The organism is Kitasatospora sp. NPDC059462 (assembly GCF_042749955.1).
Taxonomy (GTDB): Bacteria; Actinomycetota; Actinomycetes; order Streptomycetales; family Streptomycetaceae; genus Kitasatospora.
Map to the genome: position 1 here is coordinate 108,384 of NZ_JBHYUU010000001.1, position 26,308 is coordinate 134,691.

A 26,308-nucleotide genomic window follows, 5' to 3' on the forward strand; every position below is an offset into this window, starting at 1 on the left:
ACCGCACGCCTCCAGGCCGAGGCCGAACGCGCCCTCGAAGCCGCCGAAACCACCGCCGAACAGCGCCGCACCGAAGCCGAGACGGCCGCCGCGGAGCTCACCGAGCGCACCGCCGCCGAAGCCGCCGCCGTCCGCGAAGCCGCCGACGCCCACGCCGAACGCGTCCGCACCGAAGCCGAAACCGCCGCCGCCGAACTCACCGAACGCACCGCCACCGAGACCGCACGCCTCCAGGCCGAGGCCGAACGCGCCCTCGAAGCCGCCGAAACCACCGCCGAACAGCGCCGCACCGAAGCCGAGACGGCCGCCGCGGAACTGACCGAGCGCACCGCCGCCGAAGCCGCCGCCGTCCGCGAAGCCGCCGACGCCCACGCCGAGCGCATCCGCACCGACGCCGAAACCGCCGCCAAGAAGCAGCGCGAGCGGGGCGCGGCCGAGCTGGCGCTCGCCGAGGAGCAGGCCTCGACGGTCCGCGCCGAGGCCGGCCGCGAGCTGTCCGAGGCCCGGGCCACCGCCGCGGCGATCCGCGCCGAGGCCGGTGAGGAGCTGGAGCAGGCCCGGCGCGACGGCGAGGAGCTCGTCGAGGCCGGCCGGACCGAGGCCGCCGCCCTGGTCGAGACCGCCGAGGAGGAGGCCGCCGAGGTCCGCCAGTCGGTGGCCGGGCTGCACGAGACCGCCTCCCAGCAGATCGCCGAACTGCGGGCCGCCGCCGAGCGGGACGCCGAGGAGCTGCGCGAGCAGGCCGAGCGGGCCGCCGCCGAGGTGCGCGACACCGCCGACCGGGAGACCACCGAGCTGCGGGCGCTCGCCGACCGCGAGACCGCCGAGCTGCGGGCCGCGGCCGAGCACGACGCGGCGCAGCTGCGCGAGATCGCCGAGCACGAGACCGCCGATCTGCGGGCCCGCACCGAGGCCGAGACGACCGCGCTGCGCGAGCAGACCGCGCTGGAGCTGGCCGCCGACCGCGAGGCCGCCGAGCTGGAACTGGCCCGGCAGCGTGCCGAGGCACAGGCCTACGACGAGCAGCTGCGCGCCGAGGCCGAGGACACCCTGCGCGCCGCCCAGGAGGCCGCCGAGCAGCAGCGCGCCGCGTCCGAGCAGCTGGCCGCCCGGACGGTGGCCGCCGGCGAGGAGCGGGCCGCCGCGACGGTCGCCGAGGCGGAGGAGTTCGCCGCCGCGCTGCGCGCCGAGGCCGAGGAGTACGCGCTCGCCACCCGCACCCTCGCCGACGAGTACGACGCCGCCACCCACGGCCGCGCCGACGCCTACGACGCCGAGGTCCGCGAGACCGCCGAGCAGTTCGACAAGTCCACCCGCGAGCGGGCCAAGTCCGTGCTGGAGAAGGCCTTCGCGGACGCCGAGTCGCTCGGCGAGGACGCCCGGACCACCGCGCTGGCCACCACCGCCGCCGCCGAGGAGCAGGCGGACGCGATGGTCGCCGCCGCCCGCAAGGAGGCCGACCGGCTGGTCGCGGCCGGCGAGGCCGCCGGGCAGGAGGCCGTCGAGAAGGGCCGGGCCGACGCCGACGCGCTGCTCTCCGAGGCCCGCCGGGACGCCACCGCGATCCGCGAGCGCGCCGAGGAGCTGCGCGAGCGCACCGACGCCGAGGTGGAGGCCCTGCACGAGCGCGCCCGCAAGGAGAACGCGCAGGCCATGAAGTCGGCCGGCGAGCGGGTGGACGCGCTGGTGACGGCCGCCCAGGAGCAGCTGACCGAGGCCGAGGAGCAGGCGGTGGCCACCGTCGCCGAGGCCGAGGACCGGGCGGCGGCGCTGGTCGCGGCCGCCGAGGACCGGGCCAACGAGCTGACCTCGGAGGCGTCCGCCGAGGCCAGCAAGGTGCGCCTCTCGGCGGTCCGCAAGGCCGAGGGCCTGCTGAAGGAGGCCGAGACCAAGCTCGCCAGCTCCACCGATCGCGCCGAGGCCCTGATCATCAAGGCCGAGGCCAAGCTGAAGTCCGCCCAGGACGAGGCGGAGGAGCGGCTGGAGACGGCGTCGGCCGAGGCCGAGAAGCGGCTGCGGGCCGCCGACCGGTCCGCCGACGAGCAGATCGAGCTGGCGAAGGCGGAGGCCGAGCGGCTGCTCGACGAGGCGCGTGCCGAGGCGAAGCGGGCGACCGACGAGGGCCGGCGCGAGCTGGACGAACTGGTGCGCCGCCGCAAGGACATCAACACCGAGATCTCCAGGGTGCAGGACGTGCTGTCCGCGCTGGAGGCCTTCGAGGCGCCGTCACCGGTCGCGCAGGCCAACGGGGGAAGCAGTTCCAAGAAGGACGGGGGTGCCAAGGCTGGTGCCGGAATTGGCTCGCCCCGGTCGGGTGGCAATCGCTCCAAGAACGCACCACCCGATTGAGCGGACATTGTCCGCGGGACAACGGCGTTTCGTCGCCGACACTCCGGTACCGTGTCAGGATTCCCTCAACCACCTCAGCGGTTTGACGACAGGAAGCCCAGAACCCCATGAGCGACAGTCACTCCCCTCACGGCTTCGACCTGGTGCGCCGTGGGTACGAGCGCGCCCAGGTCGACGAGCGGATCACCAAGCTGGTGGCCGACCGTGACAGTGCCTTGACCCGGATCAGCGCCCTTGAGAAGCGCATCGAGGAGCTCCACCTGGAGACCCAGACCGCCCAGGCGGCGGTCGCCGAGGCGGAGCCGTCGTACGCCGGTCTCGGCGCCCGGGTCGAGAAGATCCTGCGGCTCGCCGAGGAGGAGGCCAAGGACCTGCGCGAGGAGGCGCACCGCGCCGCCGAGCAGCACCGCGAGCTCGCCGAGGCGGCCGCCCAGCAGGTCCGCACCGAGGCCGAGAACTACGCCAAGGACCGCAAGGCCAAGGCGGAGGACGAGGGCCTGCGGATCGTCGACAAGGCCAAGAGCGACGCCGCCCAGCTGCGGGCCGAGGCCAACAAGGACGCCCAGAACAAGCGCGAGGAGGCGGACGCCCTCTTCGAGGAGACCCGCACCAAGGCCGCCCAGGCCGCGCTGGAGTTCGAGACCAACCTGGCCAAGCGCCGCGAGCAGTCCGAGCGCGACCTGGCCGCCCGTCAGGCCAAGGCCGAGAAGCGGCTGGCCGAGATCGAGCACCGCGCCGAGCAGCTCCGCCTGGAGGCCGAGAAGCTGCGCACCGACGCCGAGCGCCGCGCCCGTCAGACCGTCGAGACGGCCCAGCGCCAGTCCGAGGACATCGTGGCCGACGCCAACGCCAAGGCCGACCGCATCCGCAGCGAATCCGAGCGCGAGCTGGCGGCGCTCACCAACCGCCGCGACAGCATCAACGCCCAGCTGACCAACGTCCGCGAGATGCTGGCGACGCTGACCGGCGCGGCCGTGGCCGCCGCCTCGCTGCCGAACGACGACACCATGGGCGTGCCCGCCCAGCAGTCGCGCTGACGCGGCCCGCAGGCCCCGACGGCCCCCGCCCTCCCCGGGCGGGGGCCGTCCCCTTTCCCCGGCGCCCTCAGCGCGGGTAGGCGCCGTCCGGGCGCTGGTGCCCGCAGCTCAGCTGGTTGCCCTCGTCGTCCGAGACCGTCCCGAACCACGAGGTGCACCAGACCGACACCGAGTCCGGCCAGTACTGCACCTCGAAGGGGTGCCCGGGGCCGTAGTCCCCGTACGAGGTGACGATGAAGGTCTCCCCCGGGCGCAGCCAGTAGTCCTCGCCCAGCGGCTCCAGGGTCAGTTCGAGCAGCCCCTCGGCCCGGTTGGTCACCGGCATCCGCCCGGTCACCTCCAGCGCGGAGAAGTCCCAGCCGCCGGTCTCCGCCCGCTCCTCCCTCATCCGGCGGCCACCCGCTCCAGCAGCCGCAGCGCCACCGCGTCGAACGCCTCCGGCGCCTCGATCGCGCTCAGGTGGCCGACCCCGGGGAGCACCGTCAGCTCCGCGTCGGGCAGCGCCCGCACCATCATCTCCGCCTCGGTGAGCGGCATCAGCGCGTCCTCCTCGCCCGCCACCACGGCGGCCGGCACCCGCAGCCCGGCCAGCACGTCGAGGCGCTCCGGGCGGGCCGCCATGGCCCGCTGCGCCCAGGCGACGGCGGCCGGCGGGGCGGCGGCGACCATCGCCTGCACCCGGTCGGCCAGGTGCTGCGAGCCCGGGGCGAGCTGCCCCTGCGCCATCCGCTCGTCCAGCAGCAGCCGGACGCTGTCGCGGGCCAGGACGGCGGAGGCGATCCGCTCCCGGTTCTCCTTGGCGGCCTGCGGGTCGGCGGTGGCCTTGGTGTTGGCCAGCAGCAGCCCGGCCAGCCGGTCCGGGTGGCGCTCGGCGAAGGCCATCGCCACGTAGCCGCCCATGGAGATCCCGCCGAGCACCGCCCGGTCGACGCCGGCGGTGTCGAGCAGCCGGGCGACGTCGTCGGCGACGGCCTCCAGCGAGGGTTCCTCCGGGCCCAGCCCGGTGCCGCCGAAGCCGCGCTGGTCGGGTGCGATCACCCGCACCCGGTTCCCGGCCGGGCCGGGGAGCTCGTCCAGTTGGGCGGACCACATGGCGGCGTTGAGCGGAAAGGCGTGCAGCAGCACGAGGGGTGTTCCGGTACCGCTCTCGCGGACCGGCACTGCGGAGGGGAGCTGGGTCATGGGGCCACCGTATTCCGGTGCGCCCGGCGGGCCCACTCAGCGGGCCGCCTTGTCCCGTTTGTCATAGCCTGACGGAGAGTGAGGGAGTCTCCATGATCGAGTTGCACGACCTGACCAAGCGTTACGGCACGACCCTGGCGGTGGACCGGCTGAGCTTCAAGGTCCCGCAGGGCGTGGTCACCGGGTTCCTCGGGCCCAACGGCGCCGGCAAGTCCACCACCATGCGCATGATCCTCGACCTCGACCGTCCCACCGGCGGCCGGGTGACCATCGACGGCAAGAGGTACGGACAGCTCAGCGAACCGCTCAAGTACATCGGCGCGCTGCTGGAGGCCAAGGCCGTCCACCCCGGCCGCACCGCCCGCGACCACCTGCTCTGGCTCGCCCAGAGCAACCGGATCCCCGAACGCCGGGTGGACGAGGTGCTCACCCTGGTCGGCCTCACCCCGGTCGCCCGCAAGCGCGCCCGGGGCTTCTCGCTGGGCATGGGCCAGCGCCTCGGCATCGCCAGCGCGCTGCTCGGCGACCCGGAGATCGTCATGTTCGACGAACCGGTCAACGGCCTGGACCCGGAGGGCATCCTCTGGATCCGCAACCTCATGAAGCGCCTCGCCGCGGAGGGCCGCACCGTCTTCGTCTCCTCGCACCTGATGAGCGAGATGGCCGTGACCGCCGACCACCTGGTGGTCATCGGAAAGGGCCGGCTGCTCGCCGACCTGCCGATGGCCGAGTTCATCCGCCGCAACTCCCGCTCCGCCGTCCGGCTGCGCAGCCCGCAGCCCGAGCGGCTGCTCGACGTCCTGGCGGCCGCCGGGCTGCGGCACGAGGCCGGCCCGGACGGCTCCTACGAGGTGGTGGACGGCGAGCTCGCCGCGCTCGGCGAGCTGGCCGCCGCGAACGGCGTGGTGCTGCACGAGCTCAGCCCGCAGCAGGCCTCGCTGGAGGAGGCGTTCATGCAGATGACGGCCGACGCGGTCGAGTACCACGCCGGCGACGGGCCGGGCACCGACGCGGCGGGCGCGCCCGGCGCCTGGGGCGCCGGCTGGGAGGGCGGCCGGGACCGGAATCCGGCCTCCCCCGACAAGGAGGAGAACTGAGATGGCGTCCTTCCCCGCGGTCCTGCGCTCCGAGTGGACCAAGATCCGCAGCGTCCGCTCGACGGTCTGGACCCTCGCGCTGACCTTCGTGGTCACCCTCGTCGTCGGCGCCCTGCTGTCCCTGCTCACCAACAACAACTTCGAGGAGTTCCGCAGCGAGGACTCCCCCTTCGACGCCACCGGCACCGCCTTCGCCGGCATCATGCTCGGCGAGCTGGCCATCATCGTCTTCGGGGTGCTGGCGATCGGCAACGAGTACAGCACCGGGATGATCCGGGTCACCCTGGCCGCCGTCCCGCAGCGCGGCACCCTGCTCACCGGCAAGGCCGTGGTGCTCGGCGCCCTCGCCCTGGCCGTCTCGCTGGTGACGGCCTTCGTCACCTTCTTCGCCGGCCAGGCGCTGCTCGGCGACCACTCCACGACGCTGGGCGAACCGAACGTGCTGCGCGCGGTGTTCGGCGCCGCGCTCTACCTCACGATGCTCTGCCTCTTCTCGGCGGGCGTCACCGCGATGCTGCACAACCAGACCCTGGCCCTGGGCGTGCTGGTGCCGTTCTTCTTCCTGCTCTCGCCGATCCTCTCGGCGGTACCGGGCGCCAAGACCGTCGCCCACTACTTCCCCGACTACGCCGGCTCCCGGATGCTGCTGGTGTACGAGCAGCACGGCCAGCCGTACGGGCCGTGGGCGGGCTTCGTCATCTGCCTGGCCTGGACGCTCGCCGCGCTGGCCGGCGGGGCACTGGTGCTGAAGAAGCGCGACGCCTGAGCGGGCGGCGGGTCAGTACCGGGGGGCGCCGCGGCCGCGGAGCAGGTTCGAGGCCCGGCGCTCCCGCGCGCCCCAGCAGGCCCGGTGCCAGTGCCGGCGGTCGTCCACCCCCGCGCCGTGCATCGGCCAGGCCACCACGTGGCCCACGCCGGGCGGGATCTCCTGGTCGCAGCCCGGGCAGCGGTAGTGCCGGCCGGCCGTGCCGGCGACGGTCTGCACCACCCAGTCGTCGCCCTGGTAGCTCTCGGTCCGGCGCAGCGAGCCGCCCAGCGGCGCGCCCGGCTCGGCCCGGTCGGGGTCGGCGGCGCTCTTGATCCGGTTGCGTCGGGGCGACACGGCGGCTACCTCTCTACGGGGTGCGGGAACCGTTCCAGCCTACGGCCGGGCAGCATCACTCCGAGCCACTATCACGGCTTCGGAGGATGATCGGGTGTTTCCCGGGAGATCCACCCGTTTCTCCGGAAAATCGGCGCCCCGACGTGCCATTGGCACATGACATCGGCTACTCACGAGGGGACAGGCGGGGCCCGCAGACCCTGCGCGCACCCGAGGAGGCCTCAGCAATGACCAGAACCAGCACCATCACGGCCGTCACCGCCACCGCCGGTACCCCACGACCCGCGGTCCAGCGCGCCGGCGCCGCCGCCTCGGACACCGCACCGGTCCGGGTCGGCGCCTTCCTGCTCTCCGCGCAGTTCCCCGGCCAGTCGCACGGCGAGGCACTGGACCGCACCGTGCGCGCCGCCGTCGCGGCCGAGCAGGCGGGGCTGGACAGCGTCTGGCTGGCCGAGCACCACTTCGTCCCGTACGGGGTCTGCCCCAACGCCGCCACCCTGGCCGCCCTGCTGCTCGGCCGGACCCGGCGGATCGGCGTCGGCACGGCGGTCAGCGTGCTCTCCACCACCCACCCGGTGGCGCTCGGCGAGCAGGCCGCGCTGCTCCACCTCACCTCCGACGGGCGCTTCACGCTCGGAGTGGGGCGCGGCGGCCCGTGGATCGACCTGGACGTCTTCGGCAGCGGCGTGGACGCCTTCGAGGGGGGCTTCCCGGAGCGGCTCGACCTGCTGCTGCGCTGGCTGCGCGGCTCCCGGGTGGGCGCGGCCGGGGAGCAGTTCAGCTTCCCCGAGGTGGCGGTGGTGCCCCGGGCCACCGAACCGCCCCGCCGCCCGGACCTCGGCGCCTGGCTGGGCCTCGACGACCGGACCGGTGTGCTGCGCTTCCCCCGCCAGCGCCAGGACGCCGACGGCCCCGCCGACGAGCACCTCACCACCGCCGGCCGTCCCGCGGCCGGACCGCCGGTGGTGGTCGCCTGCACCTCGCCCTCCGGGGTCCGCACCGCCGCCGAACGCGGCCTGCCGATGCTGCTGGGCATGCACTCCGGCGACGAGGACAAGCTGCACATGCTGGAGCTGTATCGTTCCGCCTGGCTGGCCGCCGGACGCGGCGAGGAGCAGTTGCGCCGGGTCGCCCGCCGGCACGTCGCGGCCGGAGTGGCCCAGGTCGACGACCGCACCTCGGCCGCCCGGGCCACCCTGCTGCGCGCGATGCCCGGCTGGTTCGAGTTCGGGCTCGGCGCGCACCGCACGGTGGACGGCCGGGAGCGCAAGATGCGCGACCCGCGCCAGTACACCGAACTGCTCTGCGACCTGCACGCGGTCGGGACGCCGAGGCAGTGCGCGGACCGGCTCCTGGCCACCGCCGAGCGGACCGGCATCCGCCGTTTCGCCCTGCTCGCCGAGGGCAGCGGCGACCGGGAGGCGACCCTGCACAACATCGCCCGGCTCGGCTCCGAGGTCCTGCCCCAGCTGAGCTGAGCCGAGCCGAGCCGGTGTCCGGCTCAGCAGTCGCGGAGCTCGTCGGACTGGTTGAGCAGCTGTTCGCGGACCGAGGTGAAGCGCTCGTAGCGCTTCTTGTTGGCGGAGGACGGCCGGAACACCGCCACCCGGTGACAGTTCTGGAAGGCCAGCTCGACGCCGAAGTGCCGCTCCAGGGCACCCCGGATCGCGTTGCTGGCGAGCGCGCGCAGGAGCTGGCCGCGGGCCTGCTCGCTGGGCGGCGGTACCTGGTTGTCGGCGAAGTCGGTGCCGTCGACCTCCGTCTGGGCGACCAGCGAGCTGATCAGGTCCCAGGCGTAGGGCAGGGAGACGCGGACGCAGTCGACGAACTCCCGCTCGTCGACCTCGTCCCGCTCGGCCTTCTCCAGCAGGGCCGGTGAGACGTCGAGCGACATGGGTTCTCCTCTCGCGAACCACCCGCGCGACGCCCGGGTGGTGATGCGTAGTCCAAGTCCAAGCTGAGGGTGAGGGTGGGACGCGTGTGTGTCCGGAGCACCGTCGGACGGGTGTGACGCCGCCGGACGGCCGGGTTTCCGGCACCGCGCCGACGCGGGGGCGCCGAGGACCTGTCGAGGGAGACGTTGGTCGGGGGCGCCGGCCGCTCAGGACAGCGTGGCAGTCAACGCGGGGCCAGGCCGGTCATTCCTGCGGATTGCTCCCGGAATGCGCCCGGGTGCACCACATTGGCCGGATCCTGTCGGATCGTTCATCTGAAGTCTCCATCCCCGTTGACAGCGCTCCCGCAAGCAATCCGTCACACACCGTAGCGGCCTATGGTGGTGGCCGCCAGGGTGCCGACAGGCATTCGCCGGATCGCAGGGCATCCATCGTGGCGGGGTTCGCGGATTCTTCACCCGGTCGTCGTGGAATCGCATCAACTGGCCCCGGTGGGCTAGCGTGGTCGACCGTGCGTCTCGTAATTGCCCGCTGCTCAGTCGACTATGCCGGTCGGCTCTCCGCCCATCTGCCCTCCGCCACCAGGCTCATCCTGGTCAAGGCCGACGGCAGCGTCAGCATCCACGCCGACGACCGCGCCTACAAGCCGCTCAACTGGATGTCCCCGCCGTGCGTCCTCAAGGAGGCCGACGGGGTCTGGACGGTGGAGAACAAGGCCGGCGAGAAGCTCATCATCACGCTGGAGGAGGTGCTGCACGACTCCTCGCACGAACTCGGCGTGGATCCCGGCCTCATCAAGGACGGTGTCGAGGCCCACCTCCAGGAGCTCCTCGCGGACCGGATGGAGGTGCTCGGCTCCGGCTGGTCGCTGATCCGCCGCGAGTACCCGACCGCGATCGGCCCGGTGGACATCCTCTGCCGCGACGCCGACGGCACGACGATCGCCGTCGAGATCAAGCGGCGCGGCGAGATCGACGGCGTCGAGCAGCTCACCCGGTACCTGGAGCTGCTCAACCGGGACCCGCTGCTGGCCCCGGTGAAGGGCGTCTTCGCCGCGCAGGAGATCAAGCCGCAGGCGCGCGTGCTGGCCACCGACCGCGGCATCGGCTGCGTGGTCCTGGACTACGACGAGCTGCGCGGCATCGACGACGACAAGCTGAAGCTCTTCTGACCCGGCCGGTCACGGACCGGTCGGCGGCGGAGCCGTCGTGGGCGCCGTCGGGCTCGCCGAGCCCGGCGGCGCCGTCGTCTCCGTGGGCGTCTGGGTGGCGGGCTGGGTGGGCACCGGGGGCGTCGTGACGGGGGGCTGGGCGGTCGTCTCGCCGGTCGGCGGAGTGACGCCGCCGGCACTCCCCCCGCCGCCCGCGCTGCCCCCGCCGCCCGCGCTCCCCCCGCTGCCGGCCGTCCCGCCACCGCCGCTCGTCCCACCGCCGCCCGCGGCGCCGCCCGTGCCGCCCGCGGCGCCGCCGTCCGAGCCGCCCGCCGGGGGCTGCGGCGGGTTCGGGGCCTGGGTCTGCGGCGCGGCGGCGGAGGTGCTCGGCCCCGGGCTCGGTGAACGGCTCGGCCGCTTCGACGCCGAGGCCGACGGCGAGCCGGACGCCGTCCGCGGGGCGGTGGCGCTGCCGCTCGGCGCCGGTTCGTCCTCCGGTTCCTCCGGGGCCTGCGCGCCCGCTCCCTCCGCGGAACCGTCGGCGGTCGGCGCCGTCGGGGCGGACGGCGAGGACGCGGCCGGCGAGGGCCGCGTCGCGGTGGAACGCGGCGAGGCGCCGGCGCCGGGCGCCACCGGGCCGTCGTCGCTGCTGCTGTGCGGGTCGTTGCCCTTCTCCTCGCCGGACACGGCCACCCCGACCGCCGTGCCGAGCACGCCGAGCGCCAGGACGGCCGCCGAGGCGGCGATCGCCGCGCGCCTGCTCCCGAACCGCACCGGCACCCGGGCGATGGCCCGCAGCCCGGGCCGGCGGGCCGGCGCCGCCTTGGCCGGCGCGGCGGCCGGCAGCTGCCGGCCCTCGGCCCGCAGCAGGTCGAGCATCCGGCGCGCCCCGGCCGCCCCGCGCGACTCGCCGATCGCGCCGCGCAGCGCCAGTGCGGCCTCCAACTCGGCCGTGGCCCGGCCGGGTTCGTGGACGCAGACGGCGTACACGCCCAGCTCGTGGTGGAACCAGGCCTCGTCGGCCCGGGCACCGGTGCGCCGGGCTGCCTCCAGGCCGAGCCGCAGAGCGTGCTCCCAGGCCCCCCAGCGCAGCGCCAGCGCCAGCGCCGGGGCCGCCGCCCGGGCCAGCCGCAGCACCGCGTCGTGCCGTCCGGCGGCCCGGTCCGCGAGCAGGACGCCGATCACCACCTCGGCCTCGGCGGCGATCTGCGCCGGCGAGACCGAGGAGTGGCCGACCCACCAGGCGAAGTGCTGGGCGGCGCCGTCGGTGCTGCCACGGGCGGGCCAGTGCGGGGCGAGCAGCTCCAGCGCCCCGGCGGTGAGCCGGTGGTGGCCGCCGATCGGGGCGGCGAGCCCGGCGTCGGCGAGTTCGGCGAGCGCGCTCTCGCCCTGGCCGACGTCGATCAGCGCGGGCAGGTGCGGGGCGGTCGGGCACTCGCCGCCGAGCGCCACGGCGAGCCGCAGCACGGCCTGCGCGGTCTCGCTCAGCCCCTCGGCGAGCCGGACGGCGGGCAGGGTGGACTCGGCGACCGAGGGCAGCGGCACGGTGTCGCGCAGCGCGGCCTCGCGCACCGCCGGGTCGGGGTGGTGGACGGGCTCGGCCACCGCGCCGAAGACGTCCATCCGGTCCTCCTCGGCGGCGACCAGCGCGTCCACCGCGACGTCCCGCTGGCGCAGCAGCGCGGCGGCCTGGACGAAGCGCAGCGGCAGGCCCTCGGACTCGAACCAGAGGTCCACCGCCCAGGCCTTCTCGGCGGCGTCCAGGGGCCGTCCGGCCAGCCGGGCGGCGAGGGCCAGGCAGGCGGGCCGGGAGAGGCCGGCCACCAGGTGGTCCCGGAGCCGGGAGTCCGCCGGGAGCAGCGGGCCGTCGGAGGCGGTGGAGATCAGGAAGGCGCAGTCGGGGGCGGCGGCGAGCATCGCCTCCAGTTCGCCGCCGGCGGGCTCGACCTCGTCGATGACGACGATCGCGCCGACGCCGGCGAGGTGCTCGGCGAGCTGACCGGGGTCGGGACGGTGGCCGGGGGCGTGGTGGGTGGCCGCGAAGAGGTCCTGGAGCAGGTCGGCGGCGGTGCGCCGGTGGCCGCAGAGCCGCACCACGCCGCCGGGGGCGAGGCCGGCGGCCGCGTCGGCGACGGCGGACAGCAGGGCGCTGCGCCCGGAGCCGGCCTGGCCGACCAGGCGTATGGACCGGCCTTCGGCGAGCATGCCGAGCAACTGGGTGACGTCGGCCTCGCGGTCGAGCAGCGGCTGGTCGGCGGGCCCGGCGCCGAGGGCGAGCGGGCCGACCTGGCGGCCGGTGTCGCCGGCCGGGCCGCGGCCGGGCGTGCCGGGGCCGTTGCGGCGGGGCCGGGGGCGCCATTCCGCGGGGCAGGGGCGGACCTCGGAGCCCTCGGGGCCGCCGACGGTCACCAGCAGTCCGCCGGAGACCAGCTCCCCGCTCCGGGTGCGCACGGACTCCTGCCGGAAGTCACCGGTTGGCTGTGCCACGTTCTGCTCCGCCCCACGCTCGCGCCGTCCACCCCTGGCGGCCGCCGCGCCCGGCAAGGGCGGGCCGGGCGGCCGTGTCCTGACCGCCAGACTCTCGCACATCCGTCCCCGCCCGCGCAGGGTGGTCCCGGGGTCCGCGCCGTCCTCGGCGGGTCCCGGGGGGTCAGACGGCCGGGAGGGTGGCGCCGCGGGGGTCGGCGGTGAGGCCCTCGACCGCGAGGATGCGGTGCAACCGGGTGGCCACCAGCAGGCGCTGGAGCTGGGCGGGGACGGAGCGGAGCACCAGACGGCGGCCGATGCGCCCGGCCCGGCGGTGGGTGCCCATGATCACGCCCAGGCCGGTGGCGTCCCAGAACTCCAGCCGGGCGAGGTCGAGGACGAGGTCGCCGAGGCCGCCGTCGACGGCCTGGTGCAGCCGGGACCGCGCGTCGGCGGCGGTGCGCACGTCGAGGCGGCCTTCGATGGCCAGCGCCGCGTGGTCGCCGGTGATGCGCATGCTCTCCTCCTCCGCGTGGCGGGCCTGGGGTACGGGTGTGCGGGTGCGTGCTGTGCGGGTGTCGGTGGGTCCGGGTGTCGGTGGATCCGGGTGTCGGTGGATCCGGGTGGGCTGGCGGTCTCGGGCCGGAGGGGCGGGGCGGTGGCGGTCCGGGCGCCGGGCGGGCCCCGCTTCCCCACGCGCCGGCCCCGGCCGGAATGCCGGGTTCCCCGTCATCCATCTGACGGTGAGCCGGCCCCCTGGGTTGCTGGTTATGGCCGGATCTGAAGCAATTTCACCCGTCCGAGGGAATATACGCAGGAACTCTCCACACCTACGCTCGATTACCGCCCAAATCACCCGTCTGCGGCACCCGGCGTGAGGAAACTCACCCGCTCCACGGGGGGACGGGCCGTCCGGTTCCTACCCGCACGGCCCGCCCGTTCACCGGCTCGGGGTCACTTGCCCTCGTACGGGTAGAAGCCGCGGCCGCTCTTGCGGCCGAGGTCGCCGGCGGTGACCATCCGGGCCATGATCTCCGGGGCGGCGAACTTCTCGTCCTGGGTCTCGTCGTAGATGTTCCGCGCGGCGTGCAGCAGGATGTCCACGCCGGTCAGGTCGGCGGTCTGCAGCGGACCCATCGGGTGGCCGAAACCGAGCCGGCAGGCGGTGTCGATGTCCTCGGCGGTGGCCACGCCCGACTCGTAGAGCTTGGCGGCCTCGACGACCAGCGCGGTGATCAGACGGGTCGTGACGAAACCGGCCACGTCGCGGTTGACCACCACGACCTCCTTGCCGACGCCCTCGGCGAAGGCACGGGCGGCGGCCAGCGTGGCGTCACTGGTCTTGTAGCCGCGCACCAGCTCGACCAGCTTCATCAGCGGCACCGGCGAGAAGAAGTGCACGCCGACGACCGACTCGGGGCGGGAGGTGACGGCGGCGATCCGGGTGATCGGGATGGCGGAGGTGTTGGAGGCGAGCACCGCGCCGTCCTTGGCGAGCTTGTCGAGCTCCTTGAAGACGCCCTCCTTGACGTCCAACTGCTCGAAGACGGCCTCGACCACGATGTCGGCCCCGGCGACCGCGCCCAGGTCGGTGGTGGTGGTGATCCGGCCGAGCGCCGCCTCGGCGTCCTCGGCGGTGAGCTTCCCCTTGGAGACGAACTTGTCGTACGAGGCGCGGATACCGTCGACGCCGCGCCGCAGCGCCTCCTCGGTCACGTCGCGCAGGACCACCGGGTGCCCGGCCCGGGCGGAGACCTGGGCGATGCCGGCGCCCATCAGGCCGGCACCGATCACGGCGATCTGCTTGCTGGACGCACTGCTCATGGCTTGGTCTCCCGATGCCGTCGCCGCCCCGCTGGGCGGGCCCTGAAGGCGGCTCAAGGCAGGGGTCGCCCACCGAGCCGCATCGCTCATGGGCCGGACTCTAGCCCCCGGACGGGGCGCGTGGTGCCATCCGAGGGTGTGATCTGTGACCGACCTGGTCACGTGAGCAAATCGGTCGATCAGATCATCAGCCCGAGGTCCTGGGCGAGGATCGCCGCCTGCACCCGGCTGCGCAGCCGCAGCTTCGCCAGGATCCGGCTGACGTGCGTCTTGGTGGTCGCCTCGGCCATCTCCAGCCGCCCGGCGATCTCACCGTTCGACAGACCGGCGCCGATGCAGGCCAGTACCTCCCGCTCGCGCGGCGTCAGCCCCTCCACCGCCGCCCGCACCTCGGGCCCCACCACCCGGTCCGGGCGGGCGAAGGTGCCGATCAGCCGCCGGGTCACCGAGGGCGCCAGCATGCCGTCCCCGCGGGCCACCGTGCGGATGCCCTCGATCAGGGTGTCCGCCTCCAGGTCCTTCAGCAGGAACCCGGCCGCCCCGGCCCGCAGCGCGCCGTAGACGTACTCGTCCAGGTCGAAGGTGGTCAGCACCAGGACCTGCGCCGCCCCGGCCGCCACCACCTGCCGGGTCGCCGAGACGCCGTCCAGCCGGGGCATCTGCACGTCCATCAGGACCACGTCCGGCCGCAGCTCCAGGGCCAGCCGGACGGCCTCCTCGCCGTCCGCCGCCTGCCCGACCACCTCCAGCCCCGGTTCGGCCCGCAGGATCATCACCAGCGCCGCCCGGACCGCCGCCTGGTCCTCCGCGACCAGCACCCGGATCGTCATGCCCGCCCCGCTCCTTCCTCCGTCGACAGCGCCCGCGGCAGCACCGCGCGCACGCTCCAGCAGTCCTCCCTCGGCCCGGCCTCGAAGCTGCCGCCCAGCAGCGAGGCCCGCTCCGCCATGCCGACCAGCCCGGCCCGGGCGCCCGGCAGCGCCTGCCCGGCCCCCTGGCGGAACGGACTGTCCACGGCGATCCGCAGCTCCTCCGGGCGGAAGTCCAGCAGCACCCGCACCTCCCCCGGACCGGCGTGCTTGAGCGCGTTGGTCAGCGACTCCTGCACGATCCGGTACGCCGCCAGCTCCACCGGCACCGGCAGGTCGCCGCGCTCGCCCCGCTCGGCCATCGCGAAGTCCAGCCCGACGTCCTGCCCGGCCGCCCGTGCCTTGGCGAGCAGCGCGTCCACCGCCGACAGGTCCGGCGCGGCGTAGGACTCGTCGGCCTCGCCGCCGCCGCTGTCCCGCAGCAGCCCGATGATGCGGCGCATCTCGGCCAGTCCCTGGACGCTGTTCTCCCGGATCACCCCGAGCACCTCGACCACCGGATCGTCCGCCGGCCGCCGCTGACGCCGCGCCACCGACTGCGCACCGGTCGCGTGGATCGCGATCGCCGACAGGTGGTTGGCCACCACGTCGTGCAACTCGCGGGCCATCCGGGCCCGTTCGGCGACCACCGCCTCGCGCCGGTCCATCTCCGAGAGCAGCGCGGTCTGTTCCGCCCGCAGCCGCTGAGTCTCCGCCTCCTGGCGGTGCTTGCGCACGATGTCGGCGGTCCACAGCGGGCCCAGGAAGATCAGCACGGTGATCACGGCCACCGTGACGGCCGTCGCCGGCTGGTCGTACACGAGGGTCAGGGTGGTCAGCACCAGCACCGAGGCGGTGCCGGTGGCGTGCAGCACCGGCGACATCCGGCGGGGGCCGTACACCACCGCCGCGTAGAGCAGGTCGGTGTACATCATGGTGGTCGCCAGCAGCGCGCCGGAGAAGATGCTCCCGGCGAAGACCAGTCCGCCGAGCACCGCGATCAGGACCGGCCTGGTCCGCCGGACGAGCTCCAGCCCCGCCATGGCCACCAGGGCCGGCAGCACCTGCCAGCGCGGGATGGCCGAGGAGTGGTCGTACACCTGGAAGGCGATCAGCAGCAGCCCGCCGAGCAGGCCCGCGAGCGCGATGCCCGCGTCGACCTGCCGTGGGGTGGGTGTCGGTCTGCGCACGCCCCCCATCAGATCATCCCGGCCCGCCACCGGGCTCGGGTGCCGGGAGGAGTCCGGGTACATCGAAAGGTGCAGCCCGGGCCCGTCCCCGGCGACGACGCGCGCGCGGGGGGTGCTCCGGGAGCCTGGAAGCATCACCCACTCCCGGAGGAGACCATGATCGTCACCCTGATCGTCGCCGCCGAGATCGCCTTCTGGCTGGTCCTCTCACTGGGCCTCGCCACCCGCTACCTGCTGCGTCTGCGCAGGGCGAGCACCGTTCTGCTGGTCGGGCTGCCCGTGATCGACCTGGTGCTCTTCCTGCTCACCTTCCTCGACCTGCGCGGCGGCGCCACCGCCTCCTGGACCCACCCGCTGGCCGCGAGCTACCTGGGCTTCTCGATCGGCTACGGCCCGTCGGTGGTCCGCTGGGCCGACGCCCGCTTCCTGCACCGCTTCGCCGGCGGCCCGAAGCCGCTGCCCGCGCCCAAGTACGGCAGCGCGCGCAGCCGCTACGAGTGGACGGTCTGCCGGCGCACACTGGTCTCGGTGGCGATCACGATCACCCTGATCACCGTGCTGAGGCTGTTCACCGACGCGCCCGGCACCTCCGTCTTCGACCAGTGGTACTGGAAGCTGGGGATCGCCGCGGTGGTGAACACCGCGATCGCCGTCAGCTACACGCTCTGGCCGAAGGAGCCGCCGGCCGGCGCGATCGTCGAGGACGGCCGGATCGTGGGCTCGCGGGTCCCCGAGCGGGCGGACCGCTGACTCAGCGGTTCTCGCCCGGCACCCAGAGCACGTCGCCGCGCTCCTTGTTGGCCGAGCGGGCCAGGATGAACAGCAGGTCGGACAGCCGGTTGAGGTACTTGGCGGTCAGCGGGTTGACGGTGTCCCCGTGCGTGTCGATCGCCGCCCAGGTGGCCCGCTCTGCCCGGCGCACCACCGTGCAGGCCAGGTGCAGGTGGGCGGCGCCGGGGGTGCCGCCGGGCAGGATGAAGCTGCGGAGCTTCTCCAGCGTCTCCAGGTAGTGGTCGCAGTCCGCCTCCAGCTTGTCGATGTAGGACTGCTCGACCCGCAGCGGCGGGTACTGGGGGTCCTCCACCACCGGGGTGGCCAGGTCGGCGCCGACGTCGAAGAGGTCGTTCTGCACCCGGGTCAGCACCGCGACCACGTCCTCGGGCAGCGCGCTGGCCGCGACCGCCACGCCGATCGCGGCGTTGGCCTCGTTGGTGTCGGCGTACGCGACCAGTCGCGGGTCGGTCTTGGTCGTGCGGCTCATGTCGCCCAGCGCGGTGGTGCCGTCGTCGCCGGTGCGGGTGTAGATGCGCGTCAGATTGACCATGCGGCCAGCCTAGCGGGACCGGTCCGGGCGTCGGCCCCCGTCAGGCGACGTTGACCCGCTGCCCGGGCGGGGCCGCCTCCAGCCAGGCGAGGAAGCCGGTGAGCGCGTCCTCGCTCATCGCCAGCTCCAGCGGGGCGCCGTTGTGCAGGCAGCGCAGCACCACCGAGCCGGAGAGCAGGGCCAGCTCCTCCTGCCCCTCCGGGTAGCGCCGGCCGAGCACCTCGATCTCCCGGCGCGGCAGGACCTTGCGCGGGCGCGGGGCGTAGGAGAAGACCCGGAACCACTCGATCGAATCGCCGCTGTACCGGCCGATACCAAAAACCCACCCCTTGCCGTCGGTCTGCGGGACCGGGGCCGGGGTGGGTTGGCCGTTCTCGTCGAGGTCGGGCTGCGTCGAGGCGTCGGCCGGCATTTTGAGCCGGTAGCTGCAGTCGAACGTGCCACCGACCCGCTGGATCACACGGCGGCGTACCGCGAACGCGACCAACCCGATCACACCGAGCGCCACGACCGCCGCACACACCACAAGGGCGAGGACCATGCTCACCTACCTCCTCGCTACCCGCGTTCCCCGTGTCGGTCGTACCAACGACCGCGTTGACCTACCAACTGAGACGACAGTCCCGGGGTCACGCTCACGCGTCCCCGGGACCGTCGGTCGACCCCGCTCGGGCGGGGTCCGGCGCACTCAGGCGTGGACCTTGTGGCCGCGCGCCGCGAACAGCCGGACCTCGGCGCGACGCTCGGCGTGCGCGTCCAGGTCGGACTTGGCCTTCTCCAGTGCGCGCTCGGCGCGCGCGACGTCGATCTCGTCCGCCAGCTCGGCGATCTCCGCGAGCAGAGACAGCTTGTTGTCGGCGAAGGAGATGAAGCCGCCGTGCACCGCGGCGATCACGGTGCCGCCGTCCGTGGTGCGGATGGTGACCGGACCGGTCTCCAGCACGCTCAGCACCGGGGTGTGACCCGGCATGATGCCGGTGTCACCGGAGGCCGTACGGGCGACGACGATGGTGGCCGCACCGGACCACACCTTGCGGTCGGCTGCGACCAGCTCGACGTGCAGCTCAGCCAACGTGGGCTCCTAGGCTCATGCAACGCCCGATTACTCGGGAGTTTCGGTAAGAATAACGGGCCCGCGCCCCCGGCATGAAACCGGCGGCACGGATTTGACCGGAATCACAGCCGATGCGACGCGAGGGGTGGGTCCCAGGGTTGGGGCCCACCCCTCGCGGTCACGCTCGGCTGCTACCGGCCGGACTACTTCTTCGCCAGCTCGGCGGCGTTCTTCTCCAGGTCCTCGATGCCACCGCACATGAAGAAGGCCTGCTCCGGGACGGAGTCGTACTTGCCGTCCGCGATCGCGTTGAAGGCCTCGATGGTCTCCGACAGCGGAACGGTCGAGCCCTCGACACCGGTGAACTGCTTCGCCACGTAGGTGTTCTGCGAGAGGAAGCGCTCGATGCGGCGGGCACGGTGGACCGTGACCTTGTCCTCCTCGGACAGCTCGTCGATACCGAGGATCGCGATGATGTCCTGGAGGTCCTTGTACTTCTGCAGGATCCCCTTGATACGGACGGCCGTGTCGTAGTGGTTCGCAGCGATGTACCGCGGGTCGAGGATGCGGGACGTGGAGTCCAGCGGGTCGACGGCCGGGTAGATGCCCTTCTCCGAGATCGGACGCGACAGAACGGTGGTCGCGTCCAGGTGGGCGAAGGTGGTGGCCGGCGCCGGGTCGGTCAGGTCGTCCGCGGGGACGTAGATCGCCTGCATCGAGGTGATCGAGTGACCGCGGGTCGAGGTGATGCGCTCCTGCAGGAGGCCCATCTCGTCGGCCAGGTTCGGCTGGTAACCCACCGCGGAGGGCATGCGGCCGAGCAGGGTCGACACCTCGGAACCGGCCTGGGTGAACCGGAAGATGTTGTCGATGAAGAGGAGCACGTCCTGCTTCTCGACGTCGCGGAAGTACTCCGCCATGGTCAGCGCGGAGAGCGCGACGCGCAGACGGGTGCCCGGCGGCTCGTCCATCTGGCCGAAGACCAGCGCGGTCTTGTCCAGAACGCCCGAGTCGACCATCTCGTCGATGAGGTCGTTGCCCTCACGGGTGCGCTCGCCGACACCGGCGAACACCGACACACCACCGAAGTTCTCGGCGACGCGGTAGATCATCTCCTGGATCAGAACGGTCTTGCCGACACCGGCACCACCGAACAGACCGATCTTGCCACCCTGGACGTACGGGGTGAGGAGGTCGATGACCTTGATGCCGGTCTCGAACATCTCGGTCTTGGACTCGAGGTCCTTGAACTCCGGGGCCTTGCGGTGGATCGGCCAGCGGACCTCGACCTGCTTGTCGAACTCCGCCTGGTCCACGTTCAGCACGTCGCCGAGGGCGTTGAAGACCTTGCCCTTGGTGATCTGGCCGACCGGGACCGAGATCGCGGCACCCGTGTCGGTGACCTGCGAGCCACGGACCAGACCGTCGGTCGGCTGCATCGAGATGCCGCGGACCAGGCCGTCGCCGAGGTGCTGGGCGACCTCGAGGGTCAGGGTCTTCTTGCCCGTGCCGTCGGGGTTGTCCACCTCGACGTGCAGGGCGTTGAACATGTCCGGGATGGCGTCGACGGGGAACTCCACGTCGACGACCGGGCCGATGACCCGCGCGACGCGGCCCGTCGCCGTGGTCGGCTCAACAGTGGTGGTCATACTCATTCGCTCCCCGCGCTAGCGTCGGCCAGGGCGTTCGCGCCACCGACGATCTCGCTGATTTCCTGGGTGATCTCGGCCTGACGGGCCGAGTTGGCAAGCCGCGTGAGCGACTTGATGAGCTCGCCGGCGTTGTCCGTCGCGCTCTTCATGGCGCGGCGGCGGGCGGCGTGCTCGGAGGCGGCCGACTGCAGCAGCGCGTTGTAGATCCGGCTCTCGACGTACCGCGGCAGCAGCGCGTCCAGGACGCCCTCCGCCGACGGCTCGAAGTCGTACAGCGGGAAGATCTCCGACTTGGCCGGCTTCTGGTCGCTGAGCTGGACCTCGTCCAGCTTCAGCGGCAGCAGCCGCGCCTCCACCGCGTTCTGCGTCAGCATGGACACGAACTCGGTCGAGATCAGGTGGAGCTCGTCCACGCCGCCGGTCTCCGCCGTGAAGGCCTCGATCAGCTCGGACGCCACCGTCTTCGCGTCGCCGTAGGTCGGCTTGTCGGAGAAGCCCGTCCACGAGCTCTCGACCGCGAGGTTGCGGAACCCGTAGTACGAGACGCCCTTGCGGCCGACGATGTACGTCACCACGTCCTTGCCCTCGGCGCGCAGGCGCTCGGAGAGCGTCGCCGCGGCCTTGATGGCGTTGGTCGAGTAGCCGCCCGCCAGACCGCGGTCCGCCGTGATCAGCAGGACCGCGGCGCGCGAGGCGCTCGGGTTCTCGGTGGTGAGCGGGTGCTTGGCGTTGGACCGGGTGGCCACCGCCGTCACCGCCCGGGTGAGCTCATCGGCGTACGGAGTGGAGGCGGCCACCGCGCGCTGCGCCTTGACGATGCGCGACGCGGAGATCATCTCCATCGCCTTGGTGATCTTCTTCGTCGCGGTGACAGAGCGGATCCGGCGCTTGTAGACCCGAAGCTGTGCTCCCATGGGTCGTTACGTCCTTTCCCTCGCTACCGGACTCAGGCCTGCTCGGAGAGCAGCTTGCCGTCAGCGGTCTGGTAACCCGCCTTGAAGGACTCGATGGCCTTCGTCAGCGCGTCGACGGTGCCGTCGGCCAGCAGGCCGGTCTCGACGATGCCGGCGAGCAGGTCCTTGTGCTGCAGGCGCACGTAGTCCAGGAACTCGCGCTCGAAGCGGCGGATCTCCGCGACCGGGACGTCGTCCAGCTTGCCGGTGGTGCCGGCCCAGATGGAGACGACCTGCTCCTCGACCGGGAACGGCTGGTACTGGCCCTGCTTCAGCAGCTCGACCATGCGCGCACCGCGCTCCAGCTGGGCCTTGGAGGCCGCGTCCAGGTCGGAACCGAAGGCGGCGAAGGCCTCCAGCTCACGGTACTGGGCGAGGTCCAGACGCAGACGGCCGGCGACCGAGCGCATGGCCTTGATCTGGGCGGAGCCACCGACGCGGGAGACCGAGATACCGACGTTCACGGCCGGGCGGATGCCGGCGTTGAACAGGTCGGACTCCAGGAAGCACTGGCCGTCGGTGATGGAGATGACGTTGGTCGGGATGTACGCCGAGACGTCGTTGGCCTTGGTCTCGATGATCGGCAGACCGGTCATCGAGCCGCCGCCGAGGGCGTCGTTCAGCTTGGCGCAGCGCTCCAGCAGGCGGGAGTGCAGGTAGAAGACGTCACCCGGGTAGGCCTCGCGGCCCGGCGGGCGGCGCAGCAGCAGGGAGACGGAGCGGTAGGCCTCGGCCTGCTTCGACAGGTCGTCGAAGATGATCAGGACATGCTTGCCGTCGTACATCCACTCCTGGCCGATGGCCGAGCCGGTGTACGGGGCGAGGTACTTGAAGCCGGCCGGGTCGGAGGCGGGAGCGGCCACGATGGTGGTGTACTCCAGCGCGCCGGCCTCCTCCAGGGCGCCGCGGACGGACGCGATGGTGGAGCCCTTCTGGCCCACGGCGACGTAGATGCAGCGGACCTGCTTCTCCGGGTCGCCCGAGCGCCAGTTGTCGCGCTGGTTGATGATCGTGTCGACGGCCACCGCGGTCTTGCCGGTCTGGCGGTCACCGATGATCAGCTGACGCTGGCCACGGCCGATCGGGGTCATCGCGTCGATGGCCTTGATGCCGGTCTGCAGCGGCTGCTTGACCGACTTGCGGGCCATGACGCCCGGAGCCTGGAGCTCCAGGGCGCGACGGCCGGTCGAGGCGATGTCGCCCAGGCCGTCGATCGGGTTGCCCAGCGGGTCCACGACGCGGCCGAGGTAGCCGTCGCCGACCGGGACGGAGAGGACCTCTCCGGTGCGGCGCACCGTCTGGCCCTCCTCGATGCCGCCGAACTCACCGAGGACGACGACACCGATCTCGCGGGTGTCGAGGTTCAGCGCGAGGCCGAGGGTGCCGTCCTCGAACTTCAGCAGCTCGTTCGCCATGACCGAGGGCAGACCCTCGACATGGGCGATGCCGTCCGCCGCGTCAGTGACCGTGCCGACCTCTTCCACAGAGGCGGCGTCCGGCTGGTACGACTGGACAAAGTCGGCCAGCGCGTCCCGGATCTCCTCCGGACGGATCGTAAGCTCCGCCATCAGGCTTCCCTGCTCTCCTAGTTTGCGATCCTCGGCCCGCCATTGAGGGCCGCAAGTACTCGACTCTCGGCCGGGTCGTATGAACCGGCCGTACGTTTTCCCGACTCCGGTGGAGCCGGTTTCCCGACCGAGGGTCGGATGTGCTGCTTGGGTGCTCAGCCTTCGAGCGACTGACGAGCGCCCTCAAGGCGGCTCGACACCGTGCCGTCGATGATCTCGTCACCGATCTGCACCCGGACACCGCCGACGACCTCGGGGTCGATGTCGATGTTCAGGTGGACCTGGCGGCCGTACAGCCGGCCGAGGGCACCCGACAGGCGCTCCTTCTGGCCGTCCGACAGCGGCGCCGAGGTGGTGACCTGGGCCACCACACGGTCACGCCGGGCCGCGGCGAGCTTGGAGTAGGACTCCAGCCCCTGCTCCAGGCTACGGCCACGCGGGTTGGTGACCAGGCTGGTGACCAGCCGCACGGTGCCCGCGTTGGCGCGGCCGCCGAGCAGCTTCTTGATCAGGGCCGCCTTGGCGACGGCGCCGGCCTTGGGCTCGGTCAGCGCGGAACGCAGCTCGTGCGAGCCGCTCACCACCCGGCCGAACCGGAAGAGCTCGTCCTCGACGTCGTCCAGGGCACCGGCCTTGTCGGCGGCGATGACCTCGGCGTACGCGGCCAGCTGCTCCGTGGCGTCGACCAGGTCGCGGGCGCCCGACCAGCGGGACCGGACCAGGCCGGAGACCAGGTCGACCGTCTCGCCGGACACCTGGCCGGTCAGCAGCGAGGAGACCAGCTGCGCCTTGTCCTGGCCCGACCGGGAGGGGTCGGTCAGAACGCGGCGGAGCGACACCTCACGGTCCAGCAGGGTCGTGACGGCGGTGAGCTCCTCGGCGAGCACGGCCGCGTCCACCGAGGTGGAGTCGGTCAGGCTCTCCAGGTTCTGCCGCCCGGCGGCCAGAGCCTCGCGGCTGGCGCCGATCACTTGGCCGCACCCTGAGCAACGGCGGCCTTGGCCTCCAGCTCGTCCAGGAAGCGGTCGACGACACCGCTCTGCCGCGCGTGGTCCTCAAGGGACTCACCCACGATGCGGGACGCCAGCTGGGTGGCCAGCGAGCCCACGTCCTGGCGCAGGGCGGCGGTCGCCTGCTTCTTGTCGGCCTCGATCTGGGCGTGGCCGGCGGCGACGATGGCCTCGCGCTGGCGCTGGCCCTCCTCGCGCATCTCGGCGAGCTGGGCGGCGCCCTGCTCGCGAGCCTGCTCGATGATGCGAGCAGCCTCGTGACGCGCCTCGGCGAGCTCCGCGCGGTACTGCTCAAGCGTGGCCTGGGCCTCGGCCTGAGCGGCCTCGGCGCGCTCCATGCCGCCCTCGATCGCGTCCCGGCGCTCCGACAGCACCTTCTCGATGCTGGGGAGGAGCTTCTTGCCGAGGATCCCGAAGACGATGAAGAAGCAGAGCAGGCCGATGATGATCTCGGGCCATGCGGGCAGAAGGGGGTTCATGATCTCCCCCTCCTCCGCGAGGTGAGCCGCGATGCTCATATCTGGACCTTCCTCGAAGGGTCTACGCCGGGATTACTTGGGGCCCTGGCCGAAGACGAACGGCATGACGATGCCGATGAGGGCGAGCGCCTCGGTCAGCGCGAAGCCGATGAACATGTTGGAACGGATCAGGCCGGCGGCCTCGGGCTGACGGGCCATGGCCTGGACACCGTTACCGAAGATGAGACCGACACCGATGCCGGGGCCGATCGCGGCGAGGCCGTAGCCGATGGAAGCGACGGAACCGTAGACGCCGACCTCAGCGAGCATGCTCATTGCAATGTGTCCTTTGCGGGGATGGTGATCCGGTGGTGATTGGCCACCGGGCGTTCCGGGGGGTGGTTCAGGAGGGCCGCAGCCCCTGGCTCAGTGCGCCTCTTCCAGGGCACCGGCGATGTAGCTGCTGGCCAGCATCACGAAGATGTAGGCCTGCAGGAACTGGACCAGCAGCTCGAAGGCGGTCAGGCCGACGGCGACGATGAACGAGGCCGAGCCGTACAGCGCGCCCAGGGTCGGGCTGAGCAGGTACCAGGAGGCGATGGAGAACATCACGATCAGCAGGTGGCCGGCGAACATGTTCGCGAAGGCTCGGACCGCGAGCGTGAAGGGGCGCACGAAGATGTTCGAGAAGAACTCGATCGGCACCAGGATGAACATGACCCAGCCGGGGATGCCCGAGGGCCAGCAGAGGTTCTTGAGACCGCCGACGAAGCCGTGCTTCTTGAAGGTCAGCGTCATGTAGGTGATCCACACGACCGCGGCCAGACCGGCCGGGAACGCGATCGCCGCCGTCACCGGGAACTGGGCGAACGGGATGACCGACATGATGTTCAGCAGCCACACGAAGAAGAACATCGAGACCAGCATCGGGACGTACTTCTCGCCCTTTTTGCCGATCGTCTCCAGCACGATGGAGCGCTTGACGAAGTCGTAGCCGATCTCACCGACCAGCTGCAGCTTGCCCGGGACCAGCTTCGGCTTGGCGAACGCGGCCCAGAAGAACACCACGACCAGCGCGGCCACGATGATCGACAGCAGCATCGGCTTGTTGAACTCGAAGCTGCCGATCGAGAAAATCGGCTCGAACTGGAACTCGTTCAGGCCCGGGGCCGGGAAGCCGCAGCCAGCGTCCCCGAAGTGGCAACTGCCTGAGGCGAGGGACGTGAGTTCAGCACTCACCACGGACTCCTTCGTCGTGACGCATGGTTACGGCAACCTCGCTGTGTCGGCGTGGCCTGCGACCACGGAGCGGCACTGGAACTTGATGGGTTTCTCGCCGACCCCGCGCGTCAGTGCGCTGCACCGAAGCGGGATCATCGAAGACTGCGCGGATCCGGGGGGCGATCGGTCCGCCGTGCGGACAGACCAGGCCTCTTCCCGTACTCCGTTGTTGCGACGGACGATAGCAGCCCGTCAGCGCGGCATAAACACCGCCCCCCTCGTTGGGGGGACAGTGGGGCGTCATCACTGTTGACGCCCCTTGTCGGACGGCTTCTCGGCCTTCTTTTCAGAGGCTTCGGGGTCGACGTAGAAGGTCTTGGCCTTCAGGGCGCCGCGCACCTGGAACCCGGTCCAGATCAGCGCGCAGCCGAGCAGCGTGAAGGCGAAGGCCTGCCGGTTGAAGAGTTCGGTGTCCTTGAAGACCGCCAGCACGATGCCGACCAGCAGGATCTGCGTGGTGTACACCAGCAGCGCGGCGGCCATCATGATCTGGGGGTTCGACCTGGTCAGCCGGTCGAGGGCGACCTGCCCGAAGGTGAAGAAGGCCATCACCAGCAGGGCGCCGAAGAGTGCTCCGAGCAGGCCCTTGCCCCCGGCGACGGCGAAGGAGATCGCCATCGCAATGACTCCGGCGGCCGCAGTGGGGATCGCGGCGCCTCGGAGGATCCGGGCGTCGTTGGACGGCATGTCGGCAACTCCGGCGGCATGTCGATGTGGCGGGGGGACGGGCGAGAAGCGCGGTGGGGACACCGGACCGGAACCGCCGCGGGCCGGCCGCTCGACGGCGAGCCCGTCGAGGGAGACCCACCAGGGACGGAAGTCATCCACCTGTCAGGTCTTTCGGCGTGTTCTCGGTACTCGTGAACGG

26 protein-coding genes and 1 pseudogene are annotated in these 26,308 nt (G+C 72.5%); 7 read left to right on the top strand and 20 right to left on the bottom strand.

What is annotated here, in order from left to right:
• Together ACFXAM_RS00400 and ACFXAM_RS00405 are read left to right on the top strand one after the other, a co-directional pair.
• Positions 1-2,349: pseudogene (locus ACFXAM_RS00400) on the top strand (hypothetical protein); the annotation flags it as partial.
• A 107-nt stretch (positions 2,350-2,456) separates the two neighbouring features.
• Positions 2,457-3,386, top strand: a complete 930-nt coding sequence (locus ACFXAM_RS00405; RefSeq protein WP_344345574.1) for a cellulose-binding protein — start codon at positions 2,457-2,459, stop codon at positions 3,384-3,386.
• Between the two features lie 67 nt (positions 3,387-3,453).
• Here ACFXAM_RS00405 and ACFXAM_RS00410 read toward each other — a convergent pair whose 3' ends face one another.
• Positions 3,454-3,774: a hypothetical protein gene (locus ACFXAM_RS00410; protein ID WP_350553087.1), complete on the bottom strand. Its 321-nt coding sequence runs from the start codon at positions 3,772-3,774 to the stop codon at positions 3,454-3,456.
• Positions 3,771-4,568 (bottom strand): alpha/beta fold hydrolase, encoded by a 798-nt coding sequence (locus ACFXAM_RS00415; protein ID WP_380286706.1) that lies wholly within the window; start codon positions 4,566-4,568, stop codon positions 3,771-3,773. Before ACFXAM_RS00415 ends, ACFXAM_RS00410 begins: the two co-directional genes overlap by 4 nt.
• 92 nt (positions 4,569-4,660) lie before the next feature.
• Here ACFXAM_RS00415 and ACFXAM_RS00420 point away from each other — a divergent pair, with 92 nt between their 5' ends.
• Entirely contained in the window at positions 4,661-5,665 is a 1,005-nt protein-coding gene (locus tag ACFXAM_RS00420; protein WP_380286707.1) for an ABC transporter ATP-binding protein, read from the top strand.
• Between the two features lies 1 nt (position 5,666).
• The gene (locus ACFXAM_RS00425; RefSeq protein ID WP_380286708.1) at positions 5,667-6,431 is read left to right on the top strand and encodes an ABC transporter permease subunit; all 765 of its coding nucleotides are present in this window, start codon (positions 5,667-5,669) and stop codon (positions 6,429-6,431) included.
• 12 nt (positions 6,432-6,443) lie between these two features.
• Here the strand turns inward: ACFXAM_RS00425 and ACFXAM_RS00430 are convergent, their stop codons facing one another.
• Entirely contained in the window at positions 6,444-6,767 is a 324-nt protein-coding gene (locus ACFXAM_RS00430; RefSeq protein WP_380286709.1) for an ATP/GTP-binding protein, read from the bottom strand.
• Positions 6,768-6,994: 227 nt separating this feature from the next.
• Here ACFXAM_RS00430 and ACFXAM_RS00435 point away from each other — a divergent pair, with 227 nt between their 5' ends.
• The gene (locus tag ACFXAM_RS00435; protein WP_380286710.1) at positions 6,995-8,245 is read left to right on the top strand and encodes an LLM class flavin-dependent oxidoreductase; all 1,251 of its coding nucleotides are present in this window, start codon (positions 6,995-6,997) and stop codon (positions 8,243-8,245) included.
• A gap of 23 nt (positions 8,246-8,268) precedes the next feature.
• Here the strand turns inward: ACFXAM_RS00435 and ACFXAM_RS00440 are convergent, their stop codons facing one another.
• Entirely contained in the window at positions 8,269-8,661 is a 393-nt protein-coding gene (locus tag ACFXAM_RS00440; RefSeq protein WP_380286711.1) for an SCO5389 family protein, read from the bottom strand.
• A 512-nt stretch (positions 8,662-9,173) separates the two neighbouring features.
• On the opposite strand from ACFXAM_RS00440, the gene nucS reads away from it, so the two are divergent.
• On the top strand, positions 9,174-9,833 hold the full coding sequence (gene nucS / locus ACFXAM_RS00445) for an endonuclease NucS (RefSeq protein ID WP_380286712.1): 660 nt from the start codon (positions 9,174-9,176) through the stop codon (positions 9,831-9,833).
• A gap of 9 nt (positions 9,834-9,842) precedes the next feature.
• Here the strand turns inward: nucS and ACFXAM_RS00450 are convergent, their stop codons facing one another.
• The 5 genes from ACFXAM_RS00450 to ACFXAM_RS00470 all read right to left on the bottom strand — a co-directional run bounded on the left by ACFXAM_RS00450 (position 9,843) and on the right by ACFXAM_RS00470 (position 16,149).
• The gene (locus ACFXAM_RS00450; RefSeq protein WP_380286713.1) at positions 9,843-12,299 is read right to left on the bottom strand and encodes an ATP-binding protein; all 2,457 of its coding nucleotides are present in this window, start codon (positions 12,297-12,299) and stop codon (positions 9,843-9,845) included.
• Between the two features lie 163 nt (positions 12,300-12,462).
• Positions 12,463-12,795 (bottom strand): STAS domain-containing protein, encoded by a 333-nt coding sequence (locus tag ACFXAM_RS00455; protein WP_380286714.1) that lies wholly within the window; start codon positions 12,793-12,795, stop codon positions 12,463-12,465.
• Between the two features lie 437 nt (positions 12,796-13,232).
• Positions 13,233-14,102 carry a 3-hydroxyacyl-CoA dehydrogenase family protein gene (locus tag ACFXAM_RS00460; RefSeq protein WP_380286715.1) on the bottom strand — a complete coding sequence of 290 codons (870 nt, stop codon included), beginning with the start codon at positions 14,100-14,102 and terminating at the stop codon, positions 13,233-13,235.
• Positions 14,103-14,281: 179 nt separating this feature from the next.
• Positions 14,282-14,932 (bottom strand): response regulator, encoded by a 651-nt coding sequence (locus ACFXAM_RS00465; protein ID WP_380286716.1) that lies wholly within the window; start codon positions 14,930-14,932, stop codon positions 14,282-14,284.
• Positions 14,929-16,149 carry a sensor histidine kinase gene (locus ACFXAM_RS00470; RefSeq protein WP_380286717.1) on the bottom strand — a complete coding sequence of 407 codons (1,221 nt, stop codon included), beginning with the start codon at positions 16,147-16,149 and terminating at the stop codon, positions 14,929-14,931. Before ACFXAM_RS00470 ends, ACFXAM_RS00465 begins: the two co-directional genes overlap by 4 nt.
• Positions 16,150-16,296: 147 nt before the next feature.
• Here ACFXAM_RS00470 and ACFXAM_RS00475 point away from each other — a divergent pair, with 147 nt between their 5' ends.
• Positions 16,297-16,890 carry a hypothetical protein gene (locus ACFXAM_RS00475; protein WP_380286719.1) on the top strand — a complete coding sequence of 198 codons (594 nt, stop codon included), beginning with the start codon at positions 16,297-16,299 and terminating at the stop codon, positions 16,888-16,890.
• Position 16,891: 1 nt separating this feature from the next.
• Here the strand turns inward: ACFXAM_RS00475 and ACFXAM_RS00480 are convergent, their stop codons facing one another.
• From ACFXAM_RS00480 to ACFXAM_RS00530, 11 genes are all read right to left on the bottom strand, one after another.
• A complete protein-coding gene (locus tag ACFXAM_RS00480) occupies positions 16,892-17,464 on the bottom strand; it encodes a cob(I)yrinic acid a,c-diamide adenosyltransferase (RefSeq protein WP_380286720.1) in 573 nt (190 codons plus the stop codon).
• Between the two features lie 40 nt (positions 17,465-17,504).
• Positions 17,505-18,005 carry a DUF2550 domain-containing protein gene (locus ACFXAM_RS00485; RefSeq protein WP_344324216.1) on the bottom strand — a complete coding sequence of 167 codons (501 nt, stop codon included), beginning with the start codon at positions 18,003-18,005 and terminating at the stop codon, positions 17,505-17,507.
• 147 nt (positions 18,006-18,152) lie between these two features.
• Positions 18,153-18,536 (bottom strand): F0F1 ATP synthase subunit epsilon, encoded by a 384-nt coding sequence (locus ACFXAM_RS00490; protein WP_380286721.1) that lies wholly within the window; start codon positions 18,534-18,536, stop codon positions 18,153-18,155.
• 185 nt (positions 18,537-18,721) lie between these two features.
• A complete protein-coding gene (gene atpD, locus ACFXAM_RS00495; protein WP_380286723.1) occupies positions 18,722-20,167 on the bottom strand; it encodes a F0F1 ATP synthase subunit beta in 1,446 nt (481 codons plus the stop codon).
• Between the two features lie 2 nt (positions 20,168-20,169).
• Complete coding sequence (locus ACFXAM_RS00500) at positions 20,170-21,084, bottom strand: F0F1 ATP synthase subunit gamma (RefSeq protein ID WP_380286724.1); 915 nt, start codon at positions 21,082-21,084, stop codon at positions 20,170-20,172.
• A 32-nt stretch (positions 21,085-21,116) separates the two neighbouring features.
• The gene (atpA, locus tag ACFXAM_RS00505) at positions 21,117-22,691 is read right to left on the bottom strand and encodes a F0F1 ATP synthase subunit alpha (RefSeq protein ID WP_380286725.1); all 1,575 of its coding nucleotides are present in this window, start codon (positions 22,689-22,691) and stop codon (positions 21,117-21,119) included.
• A gap of 155 nt (positions 22,692-22,846) precedes the next feature.
• Positions 22,847-23,662, bottom strand: coding sequence for a F0F1 ATP synthase subunit delta (locus tag ACFXAM_RS00510; protein ID WP_380286726.1), 816 nt, complete (start codon positions 23,660-23,662; stop codon positions 22,847-22,849).
• Positions 23,659-24,219, bottom strand: a complete 561-nt coding sequence (locus ACFXAM_RS00515) for a F0F1 ATP synthase subunit B (RefSeq protein ID WP_376091430.1) — start codon at positions 24,217-24,219, stop codon at positions 23,659-23,661. The genes ACFXAM_RS00510 and ACFXAM_RS00515 overlap by 4 nt, the downstream gene beginning before the upstream one ends.
• Positions 24,220-24,252: 33 nt before the next feature.
• Positions 24,253-24,495 carry an ATP synthase F0 subunit C gene (gene atpE, locus ACFXAM_RS00520; protein ID WP_030302757.1) on the bottom strand — a complete coding sequence of 81 codons (243 nt, stop codon included), beginning with the start codon at positions 24,493-24,495 and terminating at the stop codon, positions 24,253-24,255.
• A 90-nt stretch (positions 24,496-24,585) separates the two neighbouring features.
• Positions 24,586-25,398: a F0F1 ATP synthase subunit A gene (atpB, locus tag ACFXAM_RS00525; protein ID WP_224277566.1), complete on the bottom strand. Its 813-nt coding sequence runs from the start codon at positions 25,396-25,398 to the stop codon at positions 24,586-24,588.
• 285 nt (positions 25,399-25,683) lie between these two features.
• The gene (locus ACFXAM_RS00530) at positions 25,684-26,127 is read right to left on the bottom strand and encodes a hypothetical protein (protein ID WP_380286727.1); all 444 of its coding nucleotides are present in this window, start codon (positions 26,125-26,127) and stop codon (positions 25,684-25,686) included.
• Positions 26,128-26,308: the final 181 nt, after the last annotated feature.